Annotated in this window: 21 protein-coding genes and 3 pseudogenes; 11 read left to right on the top strand and 13 right to left on the bottom strand. The window is 64.7% G+C overall.

What is annotated here, in order from left to right; translation table 11 throughout:
* Positions 1-28: 28 nt before the first annotated feature.
* Both ACVJ6E_RS03495 and ACVJ6E_RS03500 read right to left on the bottom strand, forming a co-directional pair.
* Positions 29-1,138, bottom strand: a complete 1,110-nt coding sequence (locus tag ACVJ6E_RS03495; RefSeq protein WP_120268884.1) for a C45 family autoproteolytic acyltransferase/hydrolase — start codon at positions 1,136-1,138, stop codon at positions 29-31.
* Positions 1,135-1,944, bottom strand: coding sequence for an alpha/beta hydrolase family protein (locus tag ACVJ6E_RS03500; protein ID WP_147421857.1), 810 nt, complete (start codon positions 1,942-1,944; stop codon positions 1,135-1,137). The genes ACVJ6E_RS03495 and ACVJ6E_RS03500 overlap by 4 nt, the downstream gene beginning before the upstream one ends.
* A 122-nt stretch (positions 1,945-2,066) precedes the next feature.
* On the opposite strand from ACVJ6E_RS03500, the gene ACVJ6E_RS03505 reads away from it, so the two are divergent.
* The 11 genes and pseudogenes from ACVJ6E_RS03505 to ACVJ6E_RS03555 form a co-directional block, all read left to right on the top strand.
* Positions 2,067-3,164, top strand: coding sequence for a diaminopropionate ammonia-lyase (locus ACVJ6E_RS03505; RefSeq protein WP_120268882.1), 1,098 nt, complete (start codon positions 2,067-2,069; stop codon positions 3,162-3,164).
* A gap of 38 nt (positions 3,165-3,202) precedes the next feature.
* Positions 3,203-4,555, top strand: a complete 1,353-nt coding sequence (locus ACVJ6E_RS03510; protein WP_120269264.1) for an aminotransferase — start codon at positions 3,203-3,205, stop codon at positions 4,553-4,555.
* A 159-nt stretch (positions 4,556-4,714) separates the two neighbouring features.
* A pseudogene (locus ACVJ6E_RS03515) lies at positions 4,715-5,760 on the top strand (IS3 family transposase).
* A 219-nt stretch (positions 5,761-5,979) separates the two neighbouring features.
* Entirely contained in the window at positions 5,980-6,336 is a 357-nt protein-coding gene (locus tag ACVJ6E_RS03520; protein ID WP_120268881.1) for a hypothetical protein, read from the top strand.
* Between the two features lie 72 nt (positions 6,337-6,408).
* Positions 6,409-7,905 (top strand): multicopper oxidase family protein, encoded by a 1,497-nt coding sequence (locus ACVJ6E_RS03525; protein WP_120268880.1) that lies wholly within the window; start codon positions 6,409-6,411, stop codon positions 7,903-7,905.
* A 126-nt stretch (positions 7,906-8,031) separates the two neighbouring features.
* Complete coding sequence (locus ACVJ6E_RS03530; RefSeq protein WP_256431521.1) at positions 8,032-8,157, top strand: hypothetical protein; 126 nt, start codon at positions 8,032-8,034, stop codon at positions 8,155-8,157.
* 16 nt (positions 8,158-8,173) lie between these two features.
* Positions 8,174-8,560: a DUF302 domain-containing protein gene (locus ACVJ6E_RS03535; RefSeq protein WP_120268879.1), complete on the top strand. Its 387-nt coding sequence runs from the start codon at positions 8,174-8,176 to the stop codon at positions 8,558-8,560.
* Position 8,561: 1 nt separating this feature from the next.
* Positions 8,562-9,236, top strand: coding sequence for a VTT domain-containing protein (locus ACVJ6E_RS03540; RefSeq protein WP_120268878.1), 675 nt, complete (start codon positions 8,562-8,564; stop codon positions 9,234-9,236).
* Positions 9,233-10,543, top strand: a complete 1,311-nt coding sequence (locus ACVJ6E_RS03545) for an APC family permease (RefSeq protein WP_120268877.1) — start codon at positions 9,233-9,235, stop codon at positions 10,541-10,543. The genes ACVJ6E_RS03540 and ACVJ6E_RS03545 overlap by 4 nt, the downstream gene beginning before the upstream one ends.
* Before the next feature lie 67 nt (positions 10,544-10,610).
* A complete protein-coding gene (locus ACVJ6E_RS03550; RefSeq protein ID WP_120268876.1) occupies positions 10,611-12,944 on the top strand; it encodes a heavy metal translocating P-type ATPase in 2,334 nt (777 codons plus the stop codon).
* A 454-nt stretch (positions 12,945-13,398) separates the two neighbouring features.
* A pseudogene (locus ACVJ6E_RS03555) lies at positions 13,399-13,719 on the top strand (helix-turn-helix domain-containing protein); the annotation flags it as partial.
* 147 nt (positions 13,720-13,866) lie between these two features.
* Here the strand turns inward: ACVJ6E_RS03555 and ACVJ6E_RS03560 are convergent.
* The 11 genes and pseudogenes from ACVJ6E_RS03560 to ACVJ6E_RS03610 all read right to left on the bottom strand — a co-directional run.
* Positions 13,867-14,466 (bottom strand): annotated as a pseudogene (locus ACVJ6E_RS03560) (IS66 family transposase); the annotation flags it as partial.
* Positions 14,467-14,584: 118 nt separating this feature from the next.
* Positions 14,585-15,358, bottom strand: a complete 774-nt coding sequence (locus ACVJ6E_RS03565; RefSeq protein ID WP_120268875.1) for an HpcH/HpaI aldolase family protein — start codon at positions 15,356-15,358, stop codon at positions 14,585-14,587.
* Positions 15,355-16,137 (bottom strand): 2-oxo-hept-4-ene-1,7-dioate hydratase, encoded by a 783-nt coding sequence (hpaH, locus tag ACVJ6E_RS03570; RefSeq protein ID WP_067339344.1) that lies wholly within the window; start codon positions 16,135-16,137, stop codon positions 15,355-15,357. The genes ACVJ6E_RS03565 and hpaH overlap by 4 nt, the downstream gene beginning before the upstream one ends.
* Positions 16,138-16,152: 15 nt before the next feature.
* Positions 16,153-17,607, bottom strand: coding sequence for a 2-hydroxymuconic semialdehyde dehydrogenase (locus ACVJ6E_RS03575; protein WP_120268874.1), 1,455 nt, complete (start codon positions 17,605-17,607; stop codon positions 16,153-16,155).
* A complete protein-coding gene (locus ACVJ6E_RS03580; protein WP_120268873.1) occupies positions 17,604-18,296 on the bottom strand; it encodes a class II aldolase/adducin family protein in 693 nt (230 codons plus the stop codon). Before ACVJ6E_RS03580 ends, ACVJ6E_RS03575 begins: the two co-directional genes overlap by 4 nt.
* A complete protein-coding gene (locus ACVJ6E_RS03585) occupies positions 18,296-19,177 on the bottom strand; it encodes a VOC family protein (protein WP_067339349.1) in 882 nt (293 codons plus the stop codon). The genes ACVJ6E_RS03580 and ACVJ6E_RS03585 overlap by 1 nt, the downstream gene beginning before the upstream one ends.
* Positions 19,174-20,037 carry a VOC family protein gene (locus ACVJ6E_RS03590; protein ID WP_120268872.1) on the bottom strand — a complete coding sequence of 288 codons (864 nt, stop codon included), beginning with the start codon at positions 20,035-20,037 and terminating at the stop codon, positions 19,174-19,176. Before ACVJ6E_RS03590 ends, ACVJ6E_RS03585 begins: the two co-directional genes overlap by 4 nt.
* 71 nt (positions 20,038-20,108) lie before the next feature.
* The gene (locus tag ACVJ6E_RS03595) at positions 20,109-21,077 is read right to left on the bottom strand and encodes a TRAP transporter substrate-binding protein (protein ID WP_120268871.1); all 969 of its coding nucleotides are present in this window, start codon (positions 21,075-21,077) and stop codon (positions 20,109-20,111) included.
* Positions 21,078-21,207: 130 nt separating this feature from the next.
* A complete protein-coding gene (locus tag ACVJ6E_RS03600; protein WP_120268870.1) occupies positions 21,208-22,137 on the bottom strand; it encodes a 3-hydroxyacyl-CoA dehydrogenase NAD-binding domain-containing protein in 930 nt (309 codons plus the stop codon).
* Positions 22,134-23,408 carry a TRAP transporter large permease gene (locus ACVJ6E_RS03605; RefSeq protein WP_120268869.1) on the bottom strand — a complete coding sequence of 425 codons (1,275 nt, stop codon included), beginning with the start codon at positions 23,406-23,408 and terminating at the stop codon, positions 22,134-22,136. Before ACVJ6E_RS03605 ends, ACVJ6E_RS03600 begins: the two co-directional genes overlap by 4 nt.
* Positions 23,405-23,923, bottom strand: a complete 519-nt coding sequence (locus ACVJ6E_RS03610) for a TRAP transporter small permease (RefSeq protein ID WP_120268868.1) — start codon at positions 23,921-23,923, stop codon at positions 23,405-23,407. Before ACVJ6E_RS03610 ends, ACVJ6E_RS03605 begins: the two co-directional genes overlap by 4 nt.
* Positions 23,924-23,940: the final 17 nt, after the last annotated feature.

Raw genomic sequence — 23,940 nt, forward strand, 5'->3', positions numbered from 1 at the left:
GCTTCCCTCTCTGGTTGGTTTTTCGGCATCAAGGAGTGATGTCGTATTGCTCGAACTGAGGGTCGCGGTATGGCCGCATGGCCAGCCAAGCCCGTTGTTTTTCTGGCTCCATGATCAGTGTGTAGAGCGTTGCCGACGCCAGCCCGCCCTGGCGCGCGGCAGGCGCACGCAGAACGCTGCCGGGCCGGTCCGCCGTATCGAGCAGCGCAGCTTCCAGCCGCTGCCGATCGACTTTTCCGCCGCCCCCCGCGAGCACCTGGCGAACACGCAGGTCCCGCGTCAGACTGTCCGGGCACCGCGCCAGATTGACATCCCGCAAGCGCAGCCGGGCAACCTCGCTCTTGAAATGGTTCGCATGGGTCAGGACGCCATTTTCCGGAGCGAGCCACTCCGTAACGCCGGGAGCCGCTTCCAGGATAAAGGCGGCACCGTCGGCATGGCTTGCCGCCAGGGCGTGGGAAAAGGACGGTTCGCTTGTATAGGCAAGGCCGAGCGCCTCGCCCAACGACCTAGAATGAACCATGTTCCGCCGCAGGACCGGGCTCGGAACCCCGAGGCGGCCGTAATCCCTGTCCGAATGCAGCCCCATAGCCGAAATGGCGAGACCGAGTTCGTTCATGCCGTGACGCGCCAGCTGGCCTGCTTCCAGGAAGTGAAGCGCGTTGGGTCCGTCATGATCGAGAATACGTAGTGCAATCGTGTGGTCGGCCACCTCCGGCATCCAGTCCCAATTCTGGGCGTGAAGCAGGGTACCGGACGCACTCGCTTCCGGCAGAATGATCGCGCCGGTGCATTCATCCGCGGCATCCGCGACCTCGGTGGTCGGCGTTTTGGCGCGGCTTGCACGCCAATACAGGATCTCCGTTCGGGCATTGAGGAGAACGATCGCATCGGGGTGCTGGTCACTGCCTTTGGCAATTGCCTCGATCTCGACCGCGGCTTCCGGAGCATAGTCCTCAATGCAATTTCGAAAGGCCGCTGCCGTCGTCAGGGCCTCAGGCCAGTCCACGCCGCGCTTGGCGAAAAAAGCCCTGTAGGTCCCCAACGCGCTGTTTATCAGGGCGGATGCGGCTTTCCCGTAAGTAAGGCCGCGCGCGGCGCTATCGCCGCGGATCGTGATTTCCGTAAGACGTGTCATTGGCCGGCCTCCGTCCCCAGGACGTCGCCGAGAAAGGCATGCACAGGCTCCAGCACCGCAAAACCCTCATGGGCAACGCCATCGACCTTGTCCAGCCGCGCCGCGACACCGCCGGCAAGCAGGCTGGCGCGCAGGCTGTCCATCAGGGCAAGACGATTGAGGCCGGCCTCGTTGATGCCCTCCATCCAATGCGGCGAACCCGGCGCCGTTGCGACATCCGTTTCCTGATCGTCTGCATCCCCGATCACGAGCTGCACAGGCAGTTTCCGAAGATACTCCAATGCAAGAGGCTGGCCGGCCAAGGCTTCCAGCCCGGCAAGTCCGCGCCACCACGGCAGCGTGTCGTCCATCAAGGTAACCTTGCCGGGCGCCCCGATGCTGAGCGCGGCAAGACGCTGTGCATGCAGATAGGCAAAGCGGTGAGCAAATTGGCCGCCGCCGGAATAGCCGAACAAGGCGAAGCGATCCACGGCAAGTGTCCCTTGCATCCGGCTGTTCAGTTCATCGACCATGGCAAGAAGGACCAGGTCGAAGCGCGTCTTCGGCGTGACACAGAATTTGTAGCTTTCCGTATCGTCCGGACCTTCGATCCCGCATGGGAAGAGCGGAGCCAGCACGACGGCGCCCAGCTTGTCGGCCAACGCGACGAAGGCATCCCGATAGCTCTCGGCCACCCGGTAAGACCCGTGTATGGCGACGATAAGCGGCCGCAAGCCCTGCGCGGGCTGCGTGTCGGAGACATAAAAACAATAAGAAAAGCGCCTGTCTTCCTGACAGAGCCAGAACGGGTGATTTCCAGGGTGCATGTGAGTGCCTTGTGATGGAATGCCCCTGAAGGATTAGCTACAAAAACCACTATGTCAAATATTTTCCTTTATTTTTGGTTTTTTTATATCTATTGATACCGTCAATACACGGAGAAGCTCCCATGCAGGTTTTCAAAAATCCATTGCGCGGACAAGGACTTGGCGGCGAAGACGCCCTCACCGCCGGCGATGTCGTCATCGACACCACGTTGCCGCGCGCGGTCTTTTCAGCTTGGGACGGTTTTAGCGCAACGCCGCTCATATCCGCCCCGCAATTGGCTGCGGCTGCGGGCGTTGGTACCGTCTGGCTGAAGAACGAAACGGTTCGGCTCGACCTCGGCAGTTTCAAGGCGCTTGGCGGGGCCTATGCCGTCGCCCGCGTCATTATGAAGGCGGCAGGCCTTGAGGGGATCGCCGGTGCCCGGGAGTTGCACCAGGCTCCCGCAAGGTCCATTGCCGCAGGCATGACCTTCCTGACTGCCAGCGCAGGAAATCACGGCATTGCCGTTGCCGCCGGCGCGCGGCAATTCGGAGCCAAGGCCAGAATTTTTCTCAACGAAACGGTTCCGGAGAGTTTCCGCCACAGGCTGGAATCCCTCGGCGCGGAGGTCGATCGCACAAGCTCGACCTATGACGACAGCCTTGCAGCGGCCCGCGAAGCGGCGGACCGTGGAGAGGGCATCCTGCTGTCGGACACCACCTGGCCCGGCTACACCAATCTGCCCCGCTTCATCATGCAGGGTTATGCCATCATGCTGGAAGAGGCTGCCGCAGCCCTGACGGAAGCCCCCACCCACATATTCCTGCAGGCCGGAGTCGGCGGACTTGCCTGTGCCCTTGCCGCCAAGACCCGGGCCATCTGGGGAAACAGCGTCTGCGTCGTTGTCGTGGAACCGGATCGGGCGGCCTGTCTGAAAACCAGCGTGGAGACGGGGCGCTCCGTCGTCTTCGAGGGCCCAGTCTCCAACATGGGCCGGCTGGACTGCAAGGAACCGTCGCTGACCGCACTGCGGCTCCTGGCCAGGGAAGCGGACTATTTCGCCACGATCAGCGACGAAGAAGCCGAAGCCGCGGTCAGGATGGTCGCCGGCGCCGGGCTTGCCACCACCCCGTCGGGGGCAGCCGGCGTCGCGGCCCTGCTTGGAAGTGCGGAGGCGGGACTTTCCCTTTCCGCTTCCAGCCGCTTGCTATGCATCATCAGCGAAACGACGGCGCCCTGAACAACAAGCTCCACCAACAAGACCATCTGGAACAAGACATGACGATCCCCTTCAACAACACGGCGTCTTCCCGTTTCCTGCACGGGTTCACAGACCTTGCCACCCTTGAGAAAAACGGCCCCGTCGTCGTTACCCAAGGCGAAGGCATCTATGTGCAGGACACCACCGGAAAGCGCTATCTCGATGCCAATTCAGGCCTCTGGAATGCCATCGCGGGCTTCGACCATCCGGAGCTTATCGAAACGATGGTCGCCCAGACCCGGAAGTTCCCCACCTATCACGCCTTTTTTGGCCGTGTCCCCGAGCCTGCCGTCGCCCTGGCCGACAAACTGATCGAGGTCTCTCCGTTCGACCGCGGCAAGGTCTACTTCACCAACTCCGGTTCCGAAGCCAACGACACAATGGTCAAGATGCTGTGGATGCTGAACAGGGCCCGGGGCAAGCCGGAGCGGCGCAAGATCGTCACGCGCGTCAATTCCTATCATGGTGTCACCGTCGCGACGGCCTCCATGACCGGCAAAGCCTATAACGGCCATTTCGGCCTACCGCTGCCGGACTTTCTTCACGCCGACTGTCCCCATTACTGGCGTTATGGCGAAGCGGGCGAGAGCGAGGGCGACTTCACCGCGCGCATGGCACGCAACCTGGAAGATCTCATCCATCGGGAAGGCCCGGATACGATTGCCGGCTTCTTTGCCGAACCCGTGATGGGAGCCGGCGGCGTCATCCCGCCGTCAAAGGGTTACTTCGAAGCCATTCGCCCAATCCTGCGCAAGTACAACATCCCGCTTATCGCCGACGAAGTCATTTGCGGCTTCGGCCGCACTGGGGAAATGTGGGGGTCGGACACCTACCGGATGGAACCTGACGCGATCATCGCCTCCAAATGCATCACCGCCGGCTATTTTCCGATGGGAGCGGTCCTGCTGTCGGGGCCGCTTGCCGACGACATCATGGACGTCTCCCGTACCATCGAAGAGTTTCCCCATGGCTTTACCGCAGGCGCACACCCGGTTGGTTGCGCGGTTGCACTGAAGGCCATCGATCTCATTCAAAATGGCGGGCTTCTGGACAATGTCCGGCGGGTTGCCCCCCAATTCAACGCACATCTGGCGCGCCTCGCAAAACATCCGAACATTGGCGAAGCACGCGGCATCGGCCTTATGGGCGCGCTCGAACTGGTCGCCGACAAGGCATTGAAGACACCGCTTCCCGCCGATCTTCAAGTCTCCGAACGACTTGCCAACGAGGCGCTTCGGAACGGCCTTATCGTTCGCCCGCTGGGAGCTTCGATCGTACTCGCACCGCCGTTCATTTCGCGTAACGAAGATATCGACGCAATATTCCAGCTGCTTGAAAGCTCGCTCGACAATGTTCTCGCAAAGGTTTGACGACCGTTGCCAAGGGGGCATGCATTCGTTCTGACCGGCTCCCCTGAGTTGTCCCCGCTTTGAAGCTAGCCTGCACCCCGAATAAGGAGGCAGGCGATGAAATGATCCAGGTTTTCCGACGAGCCGACCATCGGCATTTTTAAGGAGCATCAGGCGGGCATGTCGACCGTCGATCTGTGCCGCAAATACAGCGTCAGCGAAGCGACCTTCTACAAGTGGCGCTCGAAGTATGGCGGCATGGAAGTGTCGGAGGCCAAGCGGCTGAAAGCGCTGGAGGAGGAGAACGCGAAGCTGAAGAAGCTTCTGGCGGAGTCGACGATCTATGTCTCGACGCTCCGCGAGATGCTCGGAAAACTCCTCACGCCCGGCTCGGGGAAAGAGCACCGTGAGCTAGGCCATCGAACATGAAGGCTACTCCCAGCGCCGTGCATGCGGTCTGGTGGGTATCGATCCTCGGGTCTATCGTTATCGATCGGCACGGCCGGACGATGCTGAGTTGCGCAAGCGGCTGAGAGAGCTGGCGTCACAACGCCGGCGCTTCGGTGACCGCCGCCTCCACATCCTGCTGAAGCGTGAAGGCGCCGAGGTGAAGTGGAAGAAGCTCTACCGCCTCTATCGCGAGGAACGGCTGACCGTGCGCAAACGCGGCGGCCGCAAGCTAGCCTTGGGCGCGCCTGCCCGATGACGATCCCACAGGATCCCAACCAGCGTTGGAGCCTCGACTTCGTGTCCGACACCTTGTTCGATGGACGCCGCTTCCGCATCGTGTGCGTCATCGACGACTTCAGCCGGGAGTACCTGGCGACCGGCGTCGACAACTCGATCTCGGGTCATCGCATTGCCAAGGAGCTTGATGCCATCGCAGAACGCCGTGGCTATCCCATGCTGGTGGGTAGCAACAACGGCACCGAACTCACCGCCAATGCGAGGCTGAAGTGGCCGCAGGATCGTGACGTCGAATGGCACTACATCTCACCTGGAAAGCCGATGCAGAACGGCTTGTCGAAAGCTTCAATGGGCAGTTGAGGGACGAGTGCTTGAACGAGCATCTCTTCACCAGCTATCGCCACGCTCGTGAGATCATCGAGGAGTGGAGGATCGACTACAACCTGAACCGACCGCACACGAACCTCGACGGGCTCACCCCGAGCGAATTTGCAGCCCGCTCCGCAATAGACCACAACCTGAACAGGACTAACTTATAGACGCGGACAAAACGGGGAGCAGGCCATGTAATTTATTGAAAAATTTGGTAGCGGAGGACGGATACTGCCAATCCCCACACCTACCGGATATACGCTACAAGCTCCGACTATTCTCTCGGCTTTTCGCGGCATAAATTTACACTCCGCCGACCACGGCCAGCAGTCATCAATGGCTCGATCCAATGGACATTGTCGTGACCAGAGCCTATCTACTAAGAGATGATCGATCGCTTCGTCACCATGTTTGCCTTGCTCGCGATCGCTGTGGTCACAACGATGACTCCGGCGCATACCGTGCGCATGAGTGCCGGGCAGGATCATGTATTTCATGTCAGCGAGATGATGCACGTCACCGATGACAGCGGACGCTCCTGTGCTGACCAGCTTCATTGCGGTACCGCCGACACCGGCATTTGCGGGTTCGTCTGTGCCGGTTTCACGGCCTTCCTGCCGTTTCCGAGCGCGAAAACCGGACAAGAGTACGTGCCTTCCCGACATGACTTCCCGCTCGAGGCAAGCCACGTCGGCCATGCGCCAGGATTGAACGAACGACCTCCCAAGTTCCGTCTCCTCTGATCGCGCCCGGGCCGACGCTCGCGGCGTCCCATCGGCATTGATGAACGGGACGGATGTCCCGAGGAGACGACCATGAACATCCTTTCGCGACGCGGCTTTCTCGCCGCAAGTGCTGCCGCCATTGGCGCTGCGCACATGCCCCGTCTTGCCTTCGCGCAGACCGTGGCTCCAATCAGCCTCATCGCTGCAACCCGGACGCTCGACATTAACGGGCGCGCGGCCACGGTCTTCGGTCTTGCCGGTCCCGGCGGTCAGGGACTTGTCCTCGATCCCGGACAGAGGTTTCGAGTGGACCTGACCAACGATCTCGATGTCGGCACCATCATCCACTGGCACGGCCAGACCCCGCCAAATGCGCAGGACGGCGTGCCGGACATGCCGATGCCCCTTCTCGCCCCGGGTGAGACCCGATCCTACGACTTCGAGGCGCGGCCGGGCACCCACTGGATGCACAGCCATGTGCCGACGCAGGAGATGCAACTGCTCGCCGCGCCGCTGATCGTGCGCTCGCAAGAGGATATCCTCGCCGACCGGCAGGAGGTCGTGATGTTCCTGCATGACTTCTCCTTCCGAGCCCCCGAGGAAGTGCTGGCGGAGATTAACGGAGGGCATGTCGGCGATGGCGCCGGTCCCTCTGCGCAGCCCGATCAAGGCGCGCCCATGGGAGGCATGGGGGCGATGCTGGGTATGAATCATGGTGCCATGGGCAGGATGATGGGCAGCATCTCTGGTATGGGCGGCATGGCCATGGACCTGAACGATTACGATTGGGACGCCTATCTCGCCAACGACCGGACCCTGTCGGACCCCGAAGTGGTGCAGGTCGAGCGTGGCGGACGCATCCGGCTTCGGGTCATCAATGCCGCCGCAGCTACGGTGTTCTGGATCGAAACCGGTGGAGCAGAGGCGCGACTTGTCGCAGTGGACGGGCACGCCGTCCAGCCTGTTCCGGGCACGCGGTTCGGGCTGGCGATGGGCCAGAGGCTGGACATCGAGATCGACCTGCCGAGCGAGGGCGGCTCCTGGCCGGTCCTCGCCCTGCGGGAAGGCGGGCGGGAGCGAACCGGCCTGATCCTCGCGACGCGGGGTGCCGAGGTTCGGCGTCTTAATGCCATGGCGGCGTCCGAAGCGCCGGCCTTCGACACCGGTCTTGCGCAGGAGGCACGCCTCATTGCGCTGGATGCCCTGCCTGATCGACATGTGGACCGCAGCCATGTGCTGATGCTAGGCGGCTCGATGCAGCCCTATCTCTGGACGATCAACGGGGCGGTCTGGGGCCAGCACCAGCCGATCATCGCGCGCAGCGGCGAGCGGGTCGTTCTGTCGTTCCACAACATGTCGATGATGGCCCACCCGATGCATCTGCACGGGCATGTGTTCCAGATCGTCGGCCTGAACGGGCGCCGCGTCGCCGGGGCCCTGCGCGACACGGTTCACGTGCCGCCGATGGCGATGGTCGATGTCGCCCTCGACGCCGGCGAGGCTGCGCGCTGGATGCTGCATTGCCATCATATGCCGCACCTCGCGACCGGCATGATGACCGAGTTCGCGGTCACGGCATCGGCCTGACCCGGGTCGGGCGTCCGGACAGGGCGCCCCGACGTGCCGGAACCGACCCCAGCTGTCCTGCCCCATGTTGTCGTGAGGGCCGGCCAAAAGGCACACCCTACGGGTGAAAATCAGGAGGATGAGATGATGAACTGGAACGACATGGGCTCCGGAATGGGGTTCGGAATGGGATTTGGCTGGCTCTTCGGCCTGCTGATCCTCGCGCTGGTGGTTTTGGCCATAGCGGCGCTGATCAAATATCTTCGAAAATAAGAGAAAGGACTTCTCAATGGCTTACACGATCAATCGCATGATCCCGGACACCGGTATCGACGATGTCGACACCCGCACGCGCAAGGCGCTGGCGGACCATGGCTTCGGTGTCCTGACCGAGATCGACGTCAAGGCGACGATGAAGAAGAAGCTCGATGTCGAGATGCCGGCCTATCGCATCCTCGGCGCCTGCAATCCGAATATGGCGCATCAGGCCATCGGGATCGAACCGCGTGTGGGCGCGATGCTGCCCTGCAATGTGATCCTGCGCGAAGTCGAGGGCGGCGTGGAGGTCAGCGCCATCGACCCGGTGGCATCGATGCTGGCGATCGACAACGCCGAACTGACGGCGGTCGCCGGTGAGGTGCGCGACCTTCTGGCGAAGGCCGTCGCGGCCGTCTGAGATGGGCCTGCGCGCAATCATTCTCATGGCGATGGCGATCCTCGGGATCGCCATGCTCGGTATCTGGCAGTTCGCGCCTGCAGTATTCGCCGATCTGCACGGCCTGATGGACGGCGAGCGCCTGGAGATGCTTGTCGCGCGCGCGGGTCTCTGGGGGCCGGTCCTTGTCGTCGCGCTCATGACCCTGGCGGTCGTCGCCAGCCCGATCCCGAGCGCGCCCATCGCGTTGGCCGCCGGGGCGGCCTACGGGCATCTATGGGGGACGGTGCAGATCGTGATCGGCGCGGAACTCGGCGCGCTCATCGCGTTCGGCCTCGCGCGGATTCTGGGGCACGACGTCTTGCGGCGCGTATTCGGTGATCGTGTCGATGCCGGCCTGCTCGGGTCGCAGACCGCGTTGACGGCGACGGTCTTTGCCAGCCGCCTGATGCCCTTCGTATCCTTCGACATGATCAGCTATGCGGCCGGGCTGAGCCGTCTGCACGCGTGGCGGTTCGCCCTCGCGACACTGGCCGGCATTGTCCCGGCAAGCTTCCTGCTCGCCCATTTCGGAGGGGAAGCGGTGAGCGGAGACCTCGGCCGGGCGACTTGGGCAGTTCTCGGCATCGGCCTTGTGACGGGCTTGCCGTTGCTCTGGGTGGCGATGCGGAAAAGGCCGGAAAAGGAAAATCCATGACGAAGCACGATTACGAGAGGAACAGCATTACCCTTCCTGGCGCGGTGGCCATGGGAACGGGTGTGATGATCGGCGCGGGCATTTTCGCCTTGACCGGTCAGATCGCCGAGCTTGCCGGGCCGCTCTTCCCGCTCTCATTCGTCGTGGGCGCCATCGTGACCGCCTTCAGCGCCTATACCTATATCAAGATGTCGAACGCCTATCCCTCTGCAGGCGGCATCGGGATGATCCTGAAGAAGGCATACGGGCCGACGACGGTCGCGGCGGGCGCCGCTCTTCTGATGGCGCTGTCGATGGTCATCAACGAAAGCCTCGTCGCACGTACCTTCGGCACCTACACGCTGCGGGCGTTCGGCGGCGATCCGGACAGCGTTCTGGTGCCGATCCTCGGCGTCGGGCTGATCTTCTTCGCCTGGCTCGTGAACGTATCAGGCAACCGGTCGGTCGGGCTGTTCTCCATCGTCATGGCCGTCCTCAAGGTAGGCGGCATCGCGCTGTTCGGGGCGGCCGGTCTGTGGGCGAGCGGCATCTCGATCGAAGCAACTGCCGGAGATTCCAGCGCAAGCGGGTTCGTCGCGTCGCTCGCGCTGTCCATCCTTGCCTTCAAGGGGTTCACGACCATCACCAACAGCGGCGCCGAGGTCACCAACCCGCACCGCAATGTGGGCCGGGCCATCGTCCTGTCCATCACCATCTGCGTCGTCGTCTATCTGCTGGTCGCCTTCGCCGTCGGCTCCAGCCTGACGCTCGACCGCATCGTGGCGGCGAAGGACTATGCGCTGGCTGAAGCGGCCCAGCCCGCCCTCGGGCAGACCGGCTTCTACCTGACGCTGGCGCTGGCGCTGGTGGCCACGGCCTCGGGTCTGATCGCCAGTGTTTTCGCGGTCTCGCGGATGCTGGCGATGCTGACGGACATGAAGATGATCCCGCACAGCCATTTCGGGATGCCGGGCTCAGTCAAGGACCACACGCTCGTCTATACCGTCGTGATCGCGGGCCTCCTGACAGTCTTCTTCGACCTCAGCCGCATCGCCTCGCTCGGAGCCTTCTTCTATCTGGTGATGGACATCATCATCCACTTCGGTGTGTTCCGGTATCTGCGCGGGGAAATCGGCGCTCAGGGTTGGGTGCTGCTGACGGCCATCGTCCTCGATGCCGTGGTGCTGTCCGCCTTCGCCGCGATGAAGTGGCAGTCCGACCCGCTGATCGTCGTGATCGGCATCGTCGGCATGGCGCTGGTGTTTCTGTTCGTCCGGGTATTCCTGGCGCGCAATCCGGTCCGGGAAGGCGCTCACGACCACCCATGAAAAGAGCTTGAGCTTCCAGCAGGTGGAAGCCGCAAGCTCAATCGAGAAACGGAAAGGCTGGCAGACCATGGACCACGATCATCATGACGCGGCACCTGACATCCTGGCGGGGACGGAGACGGCAACGGACCCGGTCTGCGGGATGACGGTCACGGTCAGCCCGGACGGACGTCACGCCGAGTTCCAGAGCGAGACCTTCCATTTCTGCTCGCAGAAGTGCCAGACAAAGTTCAAGGCGGACCCGTGGTTCTATGCTTCGGGTCGCGCCGCCGGACAGAACAAGGCTGTTCCGGCCAACGTCCAGTACACCTGCCCGATGCATCCCGAAATCGTTCGCGATGCGCCAGGATCCTGTCCGATCTGCGGCATGGCGCTCGAGCCAATGGTGCCCTCGGATGAACCCAGCGAGGAATTGACCGACTTCACCCGCCGAATGTGGATCTCAGTTGCCGCGGCGGTGCCGCTCGTCATCCTGACCATGGGCGAACTGGTGGCGCTGCCGGTGCGCGAGTGGGTCGGGCACCAGATGGCCAGCTATCTGGAATTCGTGCTGGCCACGCCGATCATCCTCTGGGCGGCGCTGCCATTCTTCCGGCGCGGCTGGGACTCGATCGTGAACCGCAGCCCAAACATGTGGACCCTGATCAGCATCGGCGTTGCTGCGGCCTACCTTTACTCGATCGTCGCCACCTTCCTGCCGGGCATGTTTCCGGAACAGTACCGGATGGGCCATGGCGTCGGCACCTACTTCGAGGCGGCAGTCGTGATCGTGGCGCTGGTCTTCGTGGGCCAGGTTCTCGAGCTGCGCGCCCGCGAGCGCACCGGAGACGCGATCCGCGCACTTCTGGATTTGGCGCCGAAGACCGCGCGGCGGATCCTGCCCGATGGGACAGAATATGACGCACCGCTGGAGAATATCGTGGAGGGCGACCGTCTACGCGTGCGCCCCGGAGATGCCGTCCCGGTCGACGGCATCGTGATCGCGGGCCGCTCGTCGCTGGACGAAAGCATGCTGACCGGCGAGTCTATGCCAATGGAAAAAGGCCCAGGCGATCCGGTAACCGGGGCCACGATCAACAAGAATGGCTCCCTCGTGATCGAGGCCGGTAAGGTCGGATCTGATACCGTGCTGGCGCAGATCGTCGCGATGGTGTCGAACGCGCGGCGGTCCCGCGCGCCGATCCAGGGGCTGGCCGACCGGGTGTCGGCGGTGTTCGTACCGACTGTGGTGGCCATCGCAATCGTCGCTTTCGTCGCTTGGATGGCCGTTGGCCCCGAGCCCGCGCTGGTCTTCGCCATCGCCTCGGCTGTGTCGGTGTTGATCATCGCTTGTCCCTGTGCACTCGGTCTCGCGACACCAATCTCCATCACCACGGCAGCAGGGCGCGGCGCACAAGCGGGCGTTCTCATCAAGGATGCCGAGGCGTTGGAACGCATGGCGGGGGTCGACACGCTGATTGTCGACAAGACCGGCACCCTGACCAGGGGCAAACCGAAACTGACGGATACGATTGCACTCGGCGATCTGACCGAGACGGACCTGGTGTCGCTGGCCGCGGCGCTCGAGCGCGGCTCGGAACACCCGTTGGCCGAAGCGATCGTCGAAGGCGCCGAGGCGCAGGGTGCCCGGCGTCAGGAGGCGGCAGACTTCGACGCCATCACCGGCAAGGGCGTGCGTGGCAGGGTCGGCGAACGCGCGGTGGCGCTCGGCAATGCCGCGATGATGCGGGAACTGGGTCTGGATACGGGTGCAGCCGAAACGAGGGCCGACGCTCTGCGCGCCGAAGGCAAGACGGCCATGTTCATTGCCGTCGATGACGCGCTTGTCGGTATCGTGGCTGTGGCCGACCCCATAAAGGACACTACGGCTCAGGCGATCCGCGAACTGCACGCACAGGGGCTGCAGGTCATCATGGCGACGGGCGACAACGAGCGCACGGCGCAGGCAGTGGCAGGCAAACTCGGGATCGACGAGGTGCGCGCGGGCATCCTGCCCGAGGCCAAGAAGGACCTGATCGACCAGTTGCGCCGCAACGGTCACAAGATCGCCATGGCAGGCGACGGGGTGAACGATGCCCCCGCGCTGGCCGCTGCCGATGTCGGCATCGCCATGGGCACCGGGGCCGATGTTGCGATGGAAAGCGCAGGCATCACCCTGCTGGGCGGTGACCTGATGGGCATCGTTCGTGCGCGCAAGCTGGCCCGTGCCACCTTGCGCAACATCAAGCAGAACCTGTTCTTTGCCTTTGCTTACAACGCGCTTGGCGTCCCCATCGCAGCAGGACTGCTCTACCCCGCTACCGGCCTTCTGCTTTCGCCGATGATTGCGGCGGCGGCGATGAGCCTGTCCTCAGTCTCGGTGATCGCCAACGCCTTGCGCCTCAGGCGGGCCAATCTCTGACCTGTCAGTCCACGCAAGCAATCTCGAACGGAAAATCAGACGATCCAAAACAGTTTCTCCCGCCGCACGTTCCTGATCGGCGGATCCGAACTGCTGGCTGCATAGCCCTTGGCAGCGATGATCCAAGACGCAGGACCGACTATCCATGTGACGAAGGATCCGAATTGTGGCTGCTGCTCGGCCTGGATCGAGATCCTGGAAACTGCTGCTTTCGCGGTCACCACCGAGCCGAGCGCCGGTGCGGTTCCCATGCGTTACAAGCTGGACAGCGGCCTCCCACAGAAGATGACCTCTCGCCATACTGCGAGGGTCGGAGCTACAGGATCGTGGGTCACGTCCCTGTGGCCGACAGTCGCCGCCTGCTGGATTGTCCGAGTTCAGCGCCAATGAGACAATTTCGGCTTAACGGATAGAGGAGGCTTTCTGGCTCATCGTAGCCCTTCAAGGAGCGAAGATGAGACGGAAATCCTGGACACAGAAGGAGCCGGCGGAGAAGGTCATCAAGGACATCCGCCGCGCCACCCGCAAACAGTATTCGGCGGAGGAGAAGATCCGCATCGTGCTGGAAGGCTTGCGCGGCGAGGAGTCGCATCTCCCGGCCAAGCGCACGCTGGACAAGCTCGGCATTCCAAGATCCACCTTCAATCGCTGGTATGACCGCTTCCTGACCGGCGGCGTCGATGCGCTGGAAGACTGCAAGCCACAGCCCAGGCGGGTCTGGAACCGCATTCCCGACGAGGTTCGCCAGAAGGTCGTTGATCTTGCCCTCGATCAGCGAGGCGATGACGGCCCAGTTTTCTGCGCCAGCATCATGCCTGCGAAGAGCGCGTTCTTCCGGTTGAGTGCGGTCGGACGGATCCGTCCGCTCAACCGCATTGTTGTCAAGCTCAATGCGACCATCGACCAGGAACAGCTCGAGCTCGTTACAGTATTTTGCGATGCAGCTCAGTGCTTCGCCGAGGGGGCTTTCGCGGAGACGCGGGCACGATGATGATCCAGCCGTTCTCTTATCCGTGCGGCGATTGGTACTGACCGCTCCCGGCGCACGGGCGAGACGAGCAGCCGGTCCCAGGCCTCGGATGTCGGCTTCGATGTCGTAGAGCTCGCGGATGACCCGCACACCCTCTTCCGCAATAGGGGCAATGCCGGCACGCGTGATCTCGATCAGCTTGAGTCGAGCATGGGCCCAGCAATAGGCGAGCGTGATCTCCGATCCGATGCGGCCGGGCGCGTAAGTGAAGGCAACACCAGGTGATGCGGTGCCATTCCAGGGTCGATCGTCTCTGGCCGGAGCCCAGAAGTATCCGGTCTTGGTCTTTCGGGCTCCAGGATCGAGCACTGGTGCGCGGGTTTCGTCCATGAACAGCTTCGATGACCTTTTCAGGTCCGCCATCAAGGCATCGTAGGCCGGGTGCAGCTCGAAGGCGGCCCGGCCGATCCAATCGGCCAGCGTTGAGCGGCCCAGATCAACACCCAGGCGGCTGTAAATCTGCGCCTGGCTATAGAGCTGAAGGTGATCAGCACCAAGGTCGGCAGCTGCGCGACCCGGGCGGTCGTCTCGCAGATGAGGCCGACCCGCGGTGAGTGGCCGATCCGCTTGTCGCGCAGCAGCAGGTGGTCCGACGTTGCAACCGGCCGTCCTACAGGGGGCGGACGGAAACGGTCTGCAGGAGGGCCCGCGCCGAGCCGACAAGCAGGCCGGTGTCGACGCCCGCGGCGACGAAGCGATAGCCCCAGTCGCGGTAGCGGAGCGCGTCTTCCGCGCGGGTGGCAAGGATACCGGGAACCTTGCCCGCGGCGATGATGCGCTGCGCTGCCGCGTGGATCACTTCCTGCACGTCCGGATGGCCCGGATTGCCGAGATGCCCCATCGAGGCGGAAAGATCCGACGGGCCGATGAAGACGCCGTCGACGCCCTCGACCGCCGCAATCTCCTCAAGCCGGGCCATGGCCTGTGCCGTCTCGATCTGGACGAGGACGCAGATTTCGGCGTTGGCCTCTTGCAGGTAGTTCGGCACCGTGCCGTAACGGCTGGCGCGGGTGGCCCCGGCGACGCCACGAACGCCGTCCGGGGGATAACGGGTGGCGCGCACCGCGGCCTCCGCCTCCGCCGCCGTCTCGACGAAAGGCACGAGCAGGGTCTGGATGCCGATGTCGAGCAGTCGCTTGATCAGCACCTTGTCGTTCCACGCGGGCCGCGCCACGGCGGAGGCGGTGCCGGTGGCGGCGGCCTGGAGGATCGGCTGCAGGGCGGCGATCTCGACCGGCGAGTGCTCGGTATCGAAGAGCATCCAGTCGAAGCCGGTGAGCGACAGGGCCTCGGCGGCGACGGGGCTGGCAAGGGAGCTCCAAAGACCCCATTGCAGCTCACCGGCCAGCAGGCGCGACTTGAAGCGGTTTTGCGGCATGGTCATACGAACTGCACCGCGACGGAGCCGAGCGGGCCGAAATCCGCATGCAGGGTGTCGCCCTTGGCCGCCCAGACCGGCCGCGTGAAGGAACCCGACAGCATCAGGTGACCGGGCTCCAGCGTCGTGCCGAAGGGACCGACCTTGTTGGCGAGCCAGGCGATTGCCATCGCCGGATGGCCGAGCACGCCGGCGGCGAGGCCTGTCTCCTCGATCTCGGAATTGCGGTAGAACACCGCGCCGACCCAGCGCAGGTCGACCGCATCCGGGCGCACCGGACGGCCGCCCAGCACGATGCCGGCGGCGGCGCCATTATCGGCGACGGTGTCGTAGATGCGGCGCGGCTCGGTGACGCGCGCGTCGATGATCTCGATCGAGGGCACTACCCATTCGGTGGCGCGCAGCACGTCGACAAGGCCGACGCCCGGCCCCTTCAGCGGCTCCTTGAGGATGAAGGTCAGCTCCGGCTCGACGCGCGGCACGCAGAAGGCGTCGAAGGGAACCTTGGCGCCGTCGGAAAGGACGAGGTCGTCGAAGAGATAGCCGTAGTCCGGCTCGTCGATCTTCGAGGAGGCCTGCATCGCCTTCGAGGTCAGGCCGATCTTGTGGCCGACGATCCTGCGCCCCGCCTTGACCCGCTCCTCCGCGACGGCGGAGGAGATCGCGTAGGAATCCTCGATCTGGATCTGCGGAAACATCTCGGAAGGGCGCTTGCCCTGCACCTTGGTGCGATGGCTTTCAAGCAGGGAGGCAACGACCTCCGCGCGCTGTGCTTCAGTCAGCATGATGTCCTCAAATCCTCAGAGCTTGACGCAGACGTTGCGGAGTTCGGAATAGAACTCCATGGAATGGATGCCGCCCTCGCGGCCGATGCCGCTCGCCTTCGAGCCGCCGAACGCCGTCCTGAGATCGCGCAGGAACCAGCAATTGACCCAGCTGATACCGACCTCGACCTGACCCGCAACGCGGTGCGCCCGCGTCAGGTTCTCCGTCCAGATCGAGGTCGCAAGCCCGTAGGGCGAGTTGTTGGCGAGCGCGATCGCCTCCTCCTCGGTGTCGAAGGGCGTGAGATGGGTGCAGGGACCGAAGATCTCCTCGCTGATGACCGGCGAGGTCTCGGGCAGGCCAGTCCACACGGTGGGCTCGACCCAGTAGCCGCCCTCGTAGCCCTGCAGATCCGGCACGCCGCCGCCGGCGACGAGGTTCGCGCCCTCGTTCCGGGCCTTGTCGTAGAAGGACAGCACCTTGGCGCGGTGTTCCGCCGAGATCACCGGACCCATCGTCGTCACCGTGTCGAACGGATCGCCGAAGCGGTAGCTCCGGGCCTTGTCGGCAAGGCCTTCCGCGACCCGGTCGAAGATGCCGCGCTGCACGTAGATGCGCTCGGTGCCGAGGCAGACCTGACCGGTATTGGCAAAGCAGGCGCGGCCGATGCCCTCCATCGTCTTGTCGAAATCGGCATCGTCGAAAATGATGCCGGGATTCTTGCCACCGAGCTCGAGCGAGACCGGACGCACGCCGCGCGCGGCGGCCGCCATGATCGCCTCGCCGGTACGGGTCTCGCCGGTGAAGGTGATGCCGTCGACATCCGCATGGGTGGTCAGGAACTCGCCGGCGCAGCCGGGGCCGCGTCCGTGCACGACATTGTAGACGCCGGCGGGAATGCCGACCTCGTTCATCACCTCGCCCAGCAGCGTTGCCGTGGCGGGCGTTTCCTCGGACGGCTTGACAACGACCGTGTTGCCGCAGGCGAGCGCCGGGGCGACCTTCCAGGTCATCAGCAAAAGCGGGAGGTTCCAGGGGCAGATGACGGCGATGACGCCGCGCGGCGTGCGCACCGCATAGTTCAGCGCGCCGGTGCCGTCCGGCGTCGGCATGGCGAAGCTCTCAGTGCCGAGCGTCGCCACCTGGTCGGCGAAGACGTTGAAATTGGCGGCGCCGCGCGGGATGTCGATATGGCTGGCGATCGAGCGCGGCTTGCCGGTGTCGCGGATCTCGGCGGCGAGGAAATCGTCGAAACGCGCGTTGATGCCTTCGGCAAGCTTGCGCAGGAGGCCGATGCGCTCGGGGACACTCATCCGGCCCCAGGGGCCCTTCAGCGCGGCGCGGGCGGCGCCGACCGCCTGATCGACCTGCGCCTTGTCGGCGGCACGGATCTCGCCGATCACCTCGCCGGTGGTCGGAAAGTGGTTGGCAAAGCCGTCGCCCCGGCCGGACACGAACTGGCCGTCGATGAAATTCCTGAATTCGGTCACGTTGCGCCGCCTTTTTCCTTGGGAGCCGTCTCCGGATCCGCCGCTGTCAGATGATCCCACATGCGCTCGACGATGCGCCCTGCCCGGGTCGCCCGCTGGCTAGCCTCCGCCTGAGATATCGCTGGGGCCTCGGCGAGCCCGGCCGCGCGCACGGCCAGCTCCACCCGGCACATGTCCTCCAGATACCAGGCAAGCACCGTCGCCTCCTGAAGGCTGGCGCCCGCGGTCACCGCGCCGTTGCCGCGCATCAGCAGGCCGGCGCTTCCGCCCATCGCGTCGATCGCGCCGACGGCGCGTGCATCGTCCCGGACGAGCTGGACGTCGTCCCAGAGGCCGACGGCGGGAGCGAAATAGGTGCCGAAGCCGTGGCGCATGGTAGGGATGATCGAGGTCGCGCCGAGCGCCATCGCGCTCGGGCCCATGAAGCGCACGACGCCGCCCGCTTCCGGCCGGCGCCGGTAGATCTGCTGGTGCAGCCGCACCTCGCCGAGCACGCCCTCTGGCAAGGGGCCGTGGACCGGCACCTCGGTGCATTCGGCACCCGGCGCAATCAGACCCATCGGCTCGGCTGGACAGACGAGAAAGCGTTCCGCGTCGATGCGCGCCGAGCAATGGCCGTAGGCGTGAACGAGGCCAGCGCGGGCGAGCGCGCGCGCCGCCAGCCGGACGGTAACGGAGAGATCGCGCATCAGCCCTGCCCGTCACCGCCCTTGGCGTTGTCGAAGGCGGCGATGCGCGGCGCCGAGCCCCACTTGCAGAAACCCTTCGGCTCGAAATGGAACTGCCGGTCGCGCCAGAGCGGCTCGTCGTGGATCTCGCAGACGCCGGTCGAGTATTCGAAGGTCATGCCGTCCGGGCCGGTGAAATAGAGGAACTCGGCCGACGAGGTCGGATGCTGGCCGGGACCGAAGGTGATCTTGACCTGGTTGTCGGAGACGAAGTGGAAGGAGCGCTGGATGTCGTCCGTGCCGCCGACCTGGTGGTTGATGTGCTGGATGCCCGCCTTGTGGAAGGGAAATAGCGCGATCGAATGGTGGATGGTGCCGAGCCGCATCAGCGGCGCGTCGCCGATGCGGTCGGAGACACGGGCGTTGCAGACGCTGGTCCAGAACGCCTCGTCGCGTGCCGCGTCCGTGGTGCAGAGACCGACATGGGAGAAGCCGGTGATGCCGGCATCGCGGGTGCCGTGGTAGCGGCGGCCGGTCGTCTCGGGACGGACGACGAACTCGATGGCGTTTCCGGTCGGATCGCGGAAGCGGATGAACTCGCGCACGAGGCGCGCCTCGCATTCCTCGCGTGTTCCGTAATGCACGTGGTGGCCGAGCGCCTCCAGCGTGGCGGCCGCCGTCTGCAGGTCCTCGCCACGGCCGAGCTCGAAGGCGGTGACCTGGTCGGCCGGGTCACCTTCGAAGTAGCACAGCGTGTGGGCACGTTCGTCGGACTTGAAATAGATGGCGCCTCGGCGGCGCTCGGAGACCTCGAGGCCGAGGATGTTGGTTGCGAACCATTCCGCGCCGGCCAGGTCGGCGGTGCCGAGGCGGCAATAGACGACGTCCTTCAGCTCGATCATCGCGCATCTCCTCCCAGGAATTCCGGCTGCTCGGTCACCGAGCCCCACTGGCCGTGGCTCGCCGCCGTGTCGGCGAACTGGCGCGGGCCGCGCGCGGCGATCTGCGGGCCCTTCTCCATGCCGGTCATGTAGCTCATCAAGAGGCCGCCGGGGCCGCGCGTCGTCACGTAGATGGCGCCGGAAGCGGCTTGCCGGTCCGGACCTGCGACGACCGGAAGCTGGCTCTTCTGGATGAAGTACCAATTGCGCATCAGGCTGTCCTTCGCGTCCACCTCATAGGCCGCGCCGAGAACGCCGTCGCGGGCGGACGGGTAGAGCGCGATGCGGTGATGCGCCTCGTCGAGGGCCAGATAGGCGGTGTCGCCGGCCCAGTCGGACACCGTCAGGCCGAGCCCCTCGACGAAGAAGGTCTCGTTGGCGGCAACGTCGGTGCAGGCAAGCTGGACGGCGCCGAAATCGGTGATGCCGGCATCGCGCGGACCGTGATAGCGCCAGCCGGAGGTCAGCGGCCGCCAGACGATCTCGACGGCGACGCCGTTCGGCGCCTCGGTGGCGAGCGCCGCCTTGGCCTGGCGCAGGCGCGCCTCGTCGGCCGAGAGCATGCGCGCCGCGTATCCGGCGGCCTCGAGCCGTGCCGCGAGCGCGCCAAGGTCCTCCTCGCGCGCCACGGTAAGCGCGATCGCCTCGCCGTCGCCCGCCGTGGACAGGCAGAGCGAATAGTTGCGATCATCCGAGCGGAACATGGCACGCTCGCCGTTGCGGTCGCACGCCTGGAGGCCGAAGACGTCCCGTGCGAAACGCGCGGCCTCGTCGAGATTGTCGACGGCCACACGCAGGTATCTGAGGTCACGGTACTTCATCTTCGGCTCCTTGCGTTCTGGGTGCACGCGGGCGACAGCGCCGCCCGCGTGCGGGATCTGAGGTGCGAAAGTCACATCCCCGAAGCTTCGGCCTCAAGCTCCTTGAGGAGCGGCGCTTCCTCACGCCAGCGCGCGTACCACTGGTCGACGGCGTCTCCGAACCATTCGCGGCCGACCTGGATCACCGGAACCTTTGTCGTCTCCAGCTTGGCGCGATAGTCGGCGTCGATCCCTGCATAGCCCGCGACCAGCGTGTCGAGCCGCGTCGCGAAGACCTCCTCGACGATCGCGCGGTCGGCTTCGGCGATCGTGCCCCACTTGCGTCCTGAGGCGATGGCGGCCATCGGGAACATCATGTGATCGGAGATCACGATGGATCCGGCATGGTCGTAGTATTTCGAGTTCCAGGTGCCCTCGACATCGATCTGCATGCCGTCGACCTGGCCGTTTGCGAAGGCGTCATAAAGCGCCGGCAGCGGCATCGGCGTCGGCGCCGCGCCAAGGCCTTCCCAGAAGGCGAGTTCGGGCGCAAAGGGAATCGTGCGGATCTTCTTGCCATTCAAGTCCTCGACCGTCGCGGTTTCGCCGCGGGTGACGATCATGCGCATGCCGGCCATGCCCCAGCCGAGACCGACAAGGCCGAAATCGGCCATGCCGTCGAGCAGCTTGGTCGCGGTCTTGCCCTTCAGGAGCTCACGCGCACCGGCCACGTCCTTGACGATGTAGGGGGCGAGGAAGATGCCGTAATTGGGGTCGCGGTTCGCGAACTCGCCCAGCGTGAAAAATGCGAAGTCCATCACGCCGCTCTGCAGCTGCTGCAGCATCTGCGCCTCGTTGCCGAGCTGGCCCGACGGGAACACCAGGATCTCGACCCGGCCCTCTGTGCGGGCCTTGATCTCCTCGGCGGCGGCGGTCGCGGTCACCGTCCACTGGTGCGGCGGCGGCGTGATCAGCCCGAGCCGATATTGCTCGGCGGCCGCCGAGCCGACGGTCATAGCCAGGATGGATGCTGCCAGCGCGGCGCCTTTGAAGCGTTGCATGTCCTACCTCCCATTTCACTCGGCCGTGCGGATGCCAGGATCCGCCGGTCGTGCCCCATAAAATATCGATATTTTTCAGAGGGCAAGAAAAAATCGATATTTTTATAGAAAAAGAATTTTTCTCGTTATTTTAGAGGGAGCTGTCACGCTCGTGGTTCATTCTCGCCACCTGTTCGAGCAGGACCGGCAAGGTAGCGTCGCGGTCGGCGGCGATGCCGGCAAGCGGCGGCAGGTCCGCCGTCTTGTAGGCCTCGGCGATGGTCCGGCAGGTGTCGGCATCGAGAACCGGCGCGCCGAGATCGTCGAACAGCGCTTGGAACTGCGGCCCGAGCGCTTCCAGAAAGCCGGCCATGCCCCGCTCGGCACCGGCCAGAGCGAAGACGCTCATCGGGCCAAGGCGGCACCAGCGCGGCGCCAGCGCCTCGGTGACGGCGCGCTCCGTGTCCTCCAGGCTGGCGGCGCCGGTGGCGACGAGATGCACGGCCTCGCGCCAGATGGCGGCCTGCAGCCGATTGACCAGATGCCCGGCCACCGGCTTCCTCAGTTCGAGCACAGTCTTGCCCATCGCCTCGTAGATCGCGCGTGCCATCGCCATCGCGTCGGCCGATGTGGCCGTGCCACCGGCGATCTCGACCACCGGCATCAGATAGGGTGGATTGCAGGGATGACCGATCAGGAAACGGTCCGGCCGCTCCAGCCCAACCGCGATGGCGTCCGCGGTGAAGCTGGACGAGGAAGAGGCGATGACTGCCCCCCGCCCGGCCCTTCGCTCGACATCGGCAAGAACGCGCTGCTTGAGCTGAAGGTTCTCGGGCAGGGCCTCCTGGACGAGATCGACATCACCTTGCGGAAATGTCGCGACCACCGCCGGGGGCCGTGCCCCGTCCGCAAGCGTGCCGAGCCGGGCAAGCACCCCGCGCGCCTGCTCCCAGGTGGCGGCCACGCGCGAAGATGCGCCCGGATCGGGATCGACGACCCGCGTCTCCAGACCCGCACCGGCGAAGGCCGCGGCCCAGCCCGCCCCTATCAGTCCCCCGCCGATGACCGCAACGCGGGTCATTGCAGCGCGGCTCCAAGGCCGGTCGAGAGCATCGGGAACAGGGACAGGGCGACGATGACGAGCGCGACGGCGAGAAAGAAGGGCAGAATCAGCCTCGCCAGCCGCTCGGCCCGCACATTGCCCATCAGCGCGGCGGTGAACAGGCCCGTGCCGACCGGCGGCGTCAGGAGGCCGGCCGTCAGGTTGAGGCAGACAATGACGCCGAACTGGAACGGATCGATGCCGTAGACGCCGGTCGCCACCGGCAGGAACACCGGCACGACGAGGATGATCGCCGGGATCGGGTCCGTCACCATGCCGAGAAAGAGCAGAATCAGGTTGATTGTCAGCAGGAAGACGATGGGCGACGTGGTCAGCGACTGCACCCAGGCCGCGACGATGGCCGGCACGTTCTCGAAGGTGATCACCCAGGAGAAGAGCCCAGCGGCAGCAATCAGGAACAGGACAACGGCAGAGGATGCCGCGGCGCGCATGAAGGCGGGCCAGATATCACTCACCGACATCTCGCGATAGACGAACATGCCGACGACGACGGCAGCGACCGAGGCGACGGCGGCGGCCTCCGTCGGCGTCGCGATGCCGCCGAGGATCGAACCGATGATGACGACGGGGATGGCCGCCGCCGGCAGCGCGTCGCGCACCGCGACAACGCGTTCGCGCAGGTCGAGCGTGCGGCTGCGGGGGAAAGCGTGCCGGTGGCGGAGCCAGGCGATGACGGCAAGGAAGGCGAGGAACATGATGACGCCCGGCACGATGCCGGCGATGAAGAGATCGCCGATGGGAAGTTGGGCGATGACACCGAAGATGATGAACATCATCGAGGGAGGAATAATCGGCGCCAGCATGCCGCCGGCCGCGGTGATCGCCACGGAGACGTCGCGCGGATAGCCGGCCCGCTCCATTTCCGGAACGGCGATGCGCGACATTATGGTGATCTGCGCCACCGTGGAGCCGAGGATCGAGGCCATCATCATGTTCGCGACAAGATTGACATAGGCGAGCCCGCCGCGCACCGAGCCGAGCAGCGCCATGGCGAGGGCCATCAGCCGCCGGCCGATGCCGCCCTCGTTCATGAACTCGCCAAGGAGAATGAACAGCGGCAGCGCCAGCAGGCCGTAATTCTCCAACCCGCCGAAGAACTGCTGCGGGAAACTCTGAAACAGGATGTGATTGCCGCCCGCCAGGATGATGACGACGGCAAGTGCGATCAGCGCGAAGGCGATCGGCACGCCGGCGATCAGGAAGGCAAGGAAAAAGCCGCCACCGATCATTGCGCGTGCTCCGAAACCGCGCCGAAGCGGGCGAGCACATGGACGAAGCCGGTAAGGCAGAAGATGGGGAGGATGAGCCAGAACCAAACCTTGCGCATGCCGAGCGTCGTCGTCGGTTCCTGGTACAGGAAGTTGAAGCTGGCGCGCGAATAGGCCTGCAGGCTGTCCGCCGAGAGCACCCCGACAGGGTCGAACCAGTTCCACAGCATCCAGGCGAAGAGCGCGAAGAGCGCGAGAAGCAGCGTGTCGACCGCGCGGGCAAGGCGTGCGCGCAGGCGCGGGCCGAGATTGTCGGACACCAGCGTGACGGCGATGTGCTGTCGGTTGGCGATGCCGAGCGAGGCGCCGGCGAAGGCGCCGAGCACCATCAGGTAGACAGCGAGTTCGTCAGTCCAGATCAGCGGCCGCCCGAAGGCGCGCGAGACGACATTGGCGAGCAGCAGGGCGAGGATCGCCACCACGATGGCGCCGGCAAAGCGCGCCTCGACCCAGGCGACGACGTCGCTGGCCCGCATCAGCCGGCCCCGCAACC

It is taken from the genome of Stappia sp. G46H5W (assembly GCF_058448995.1).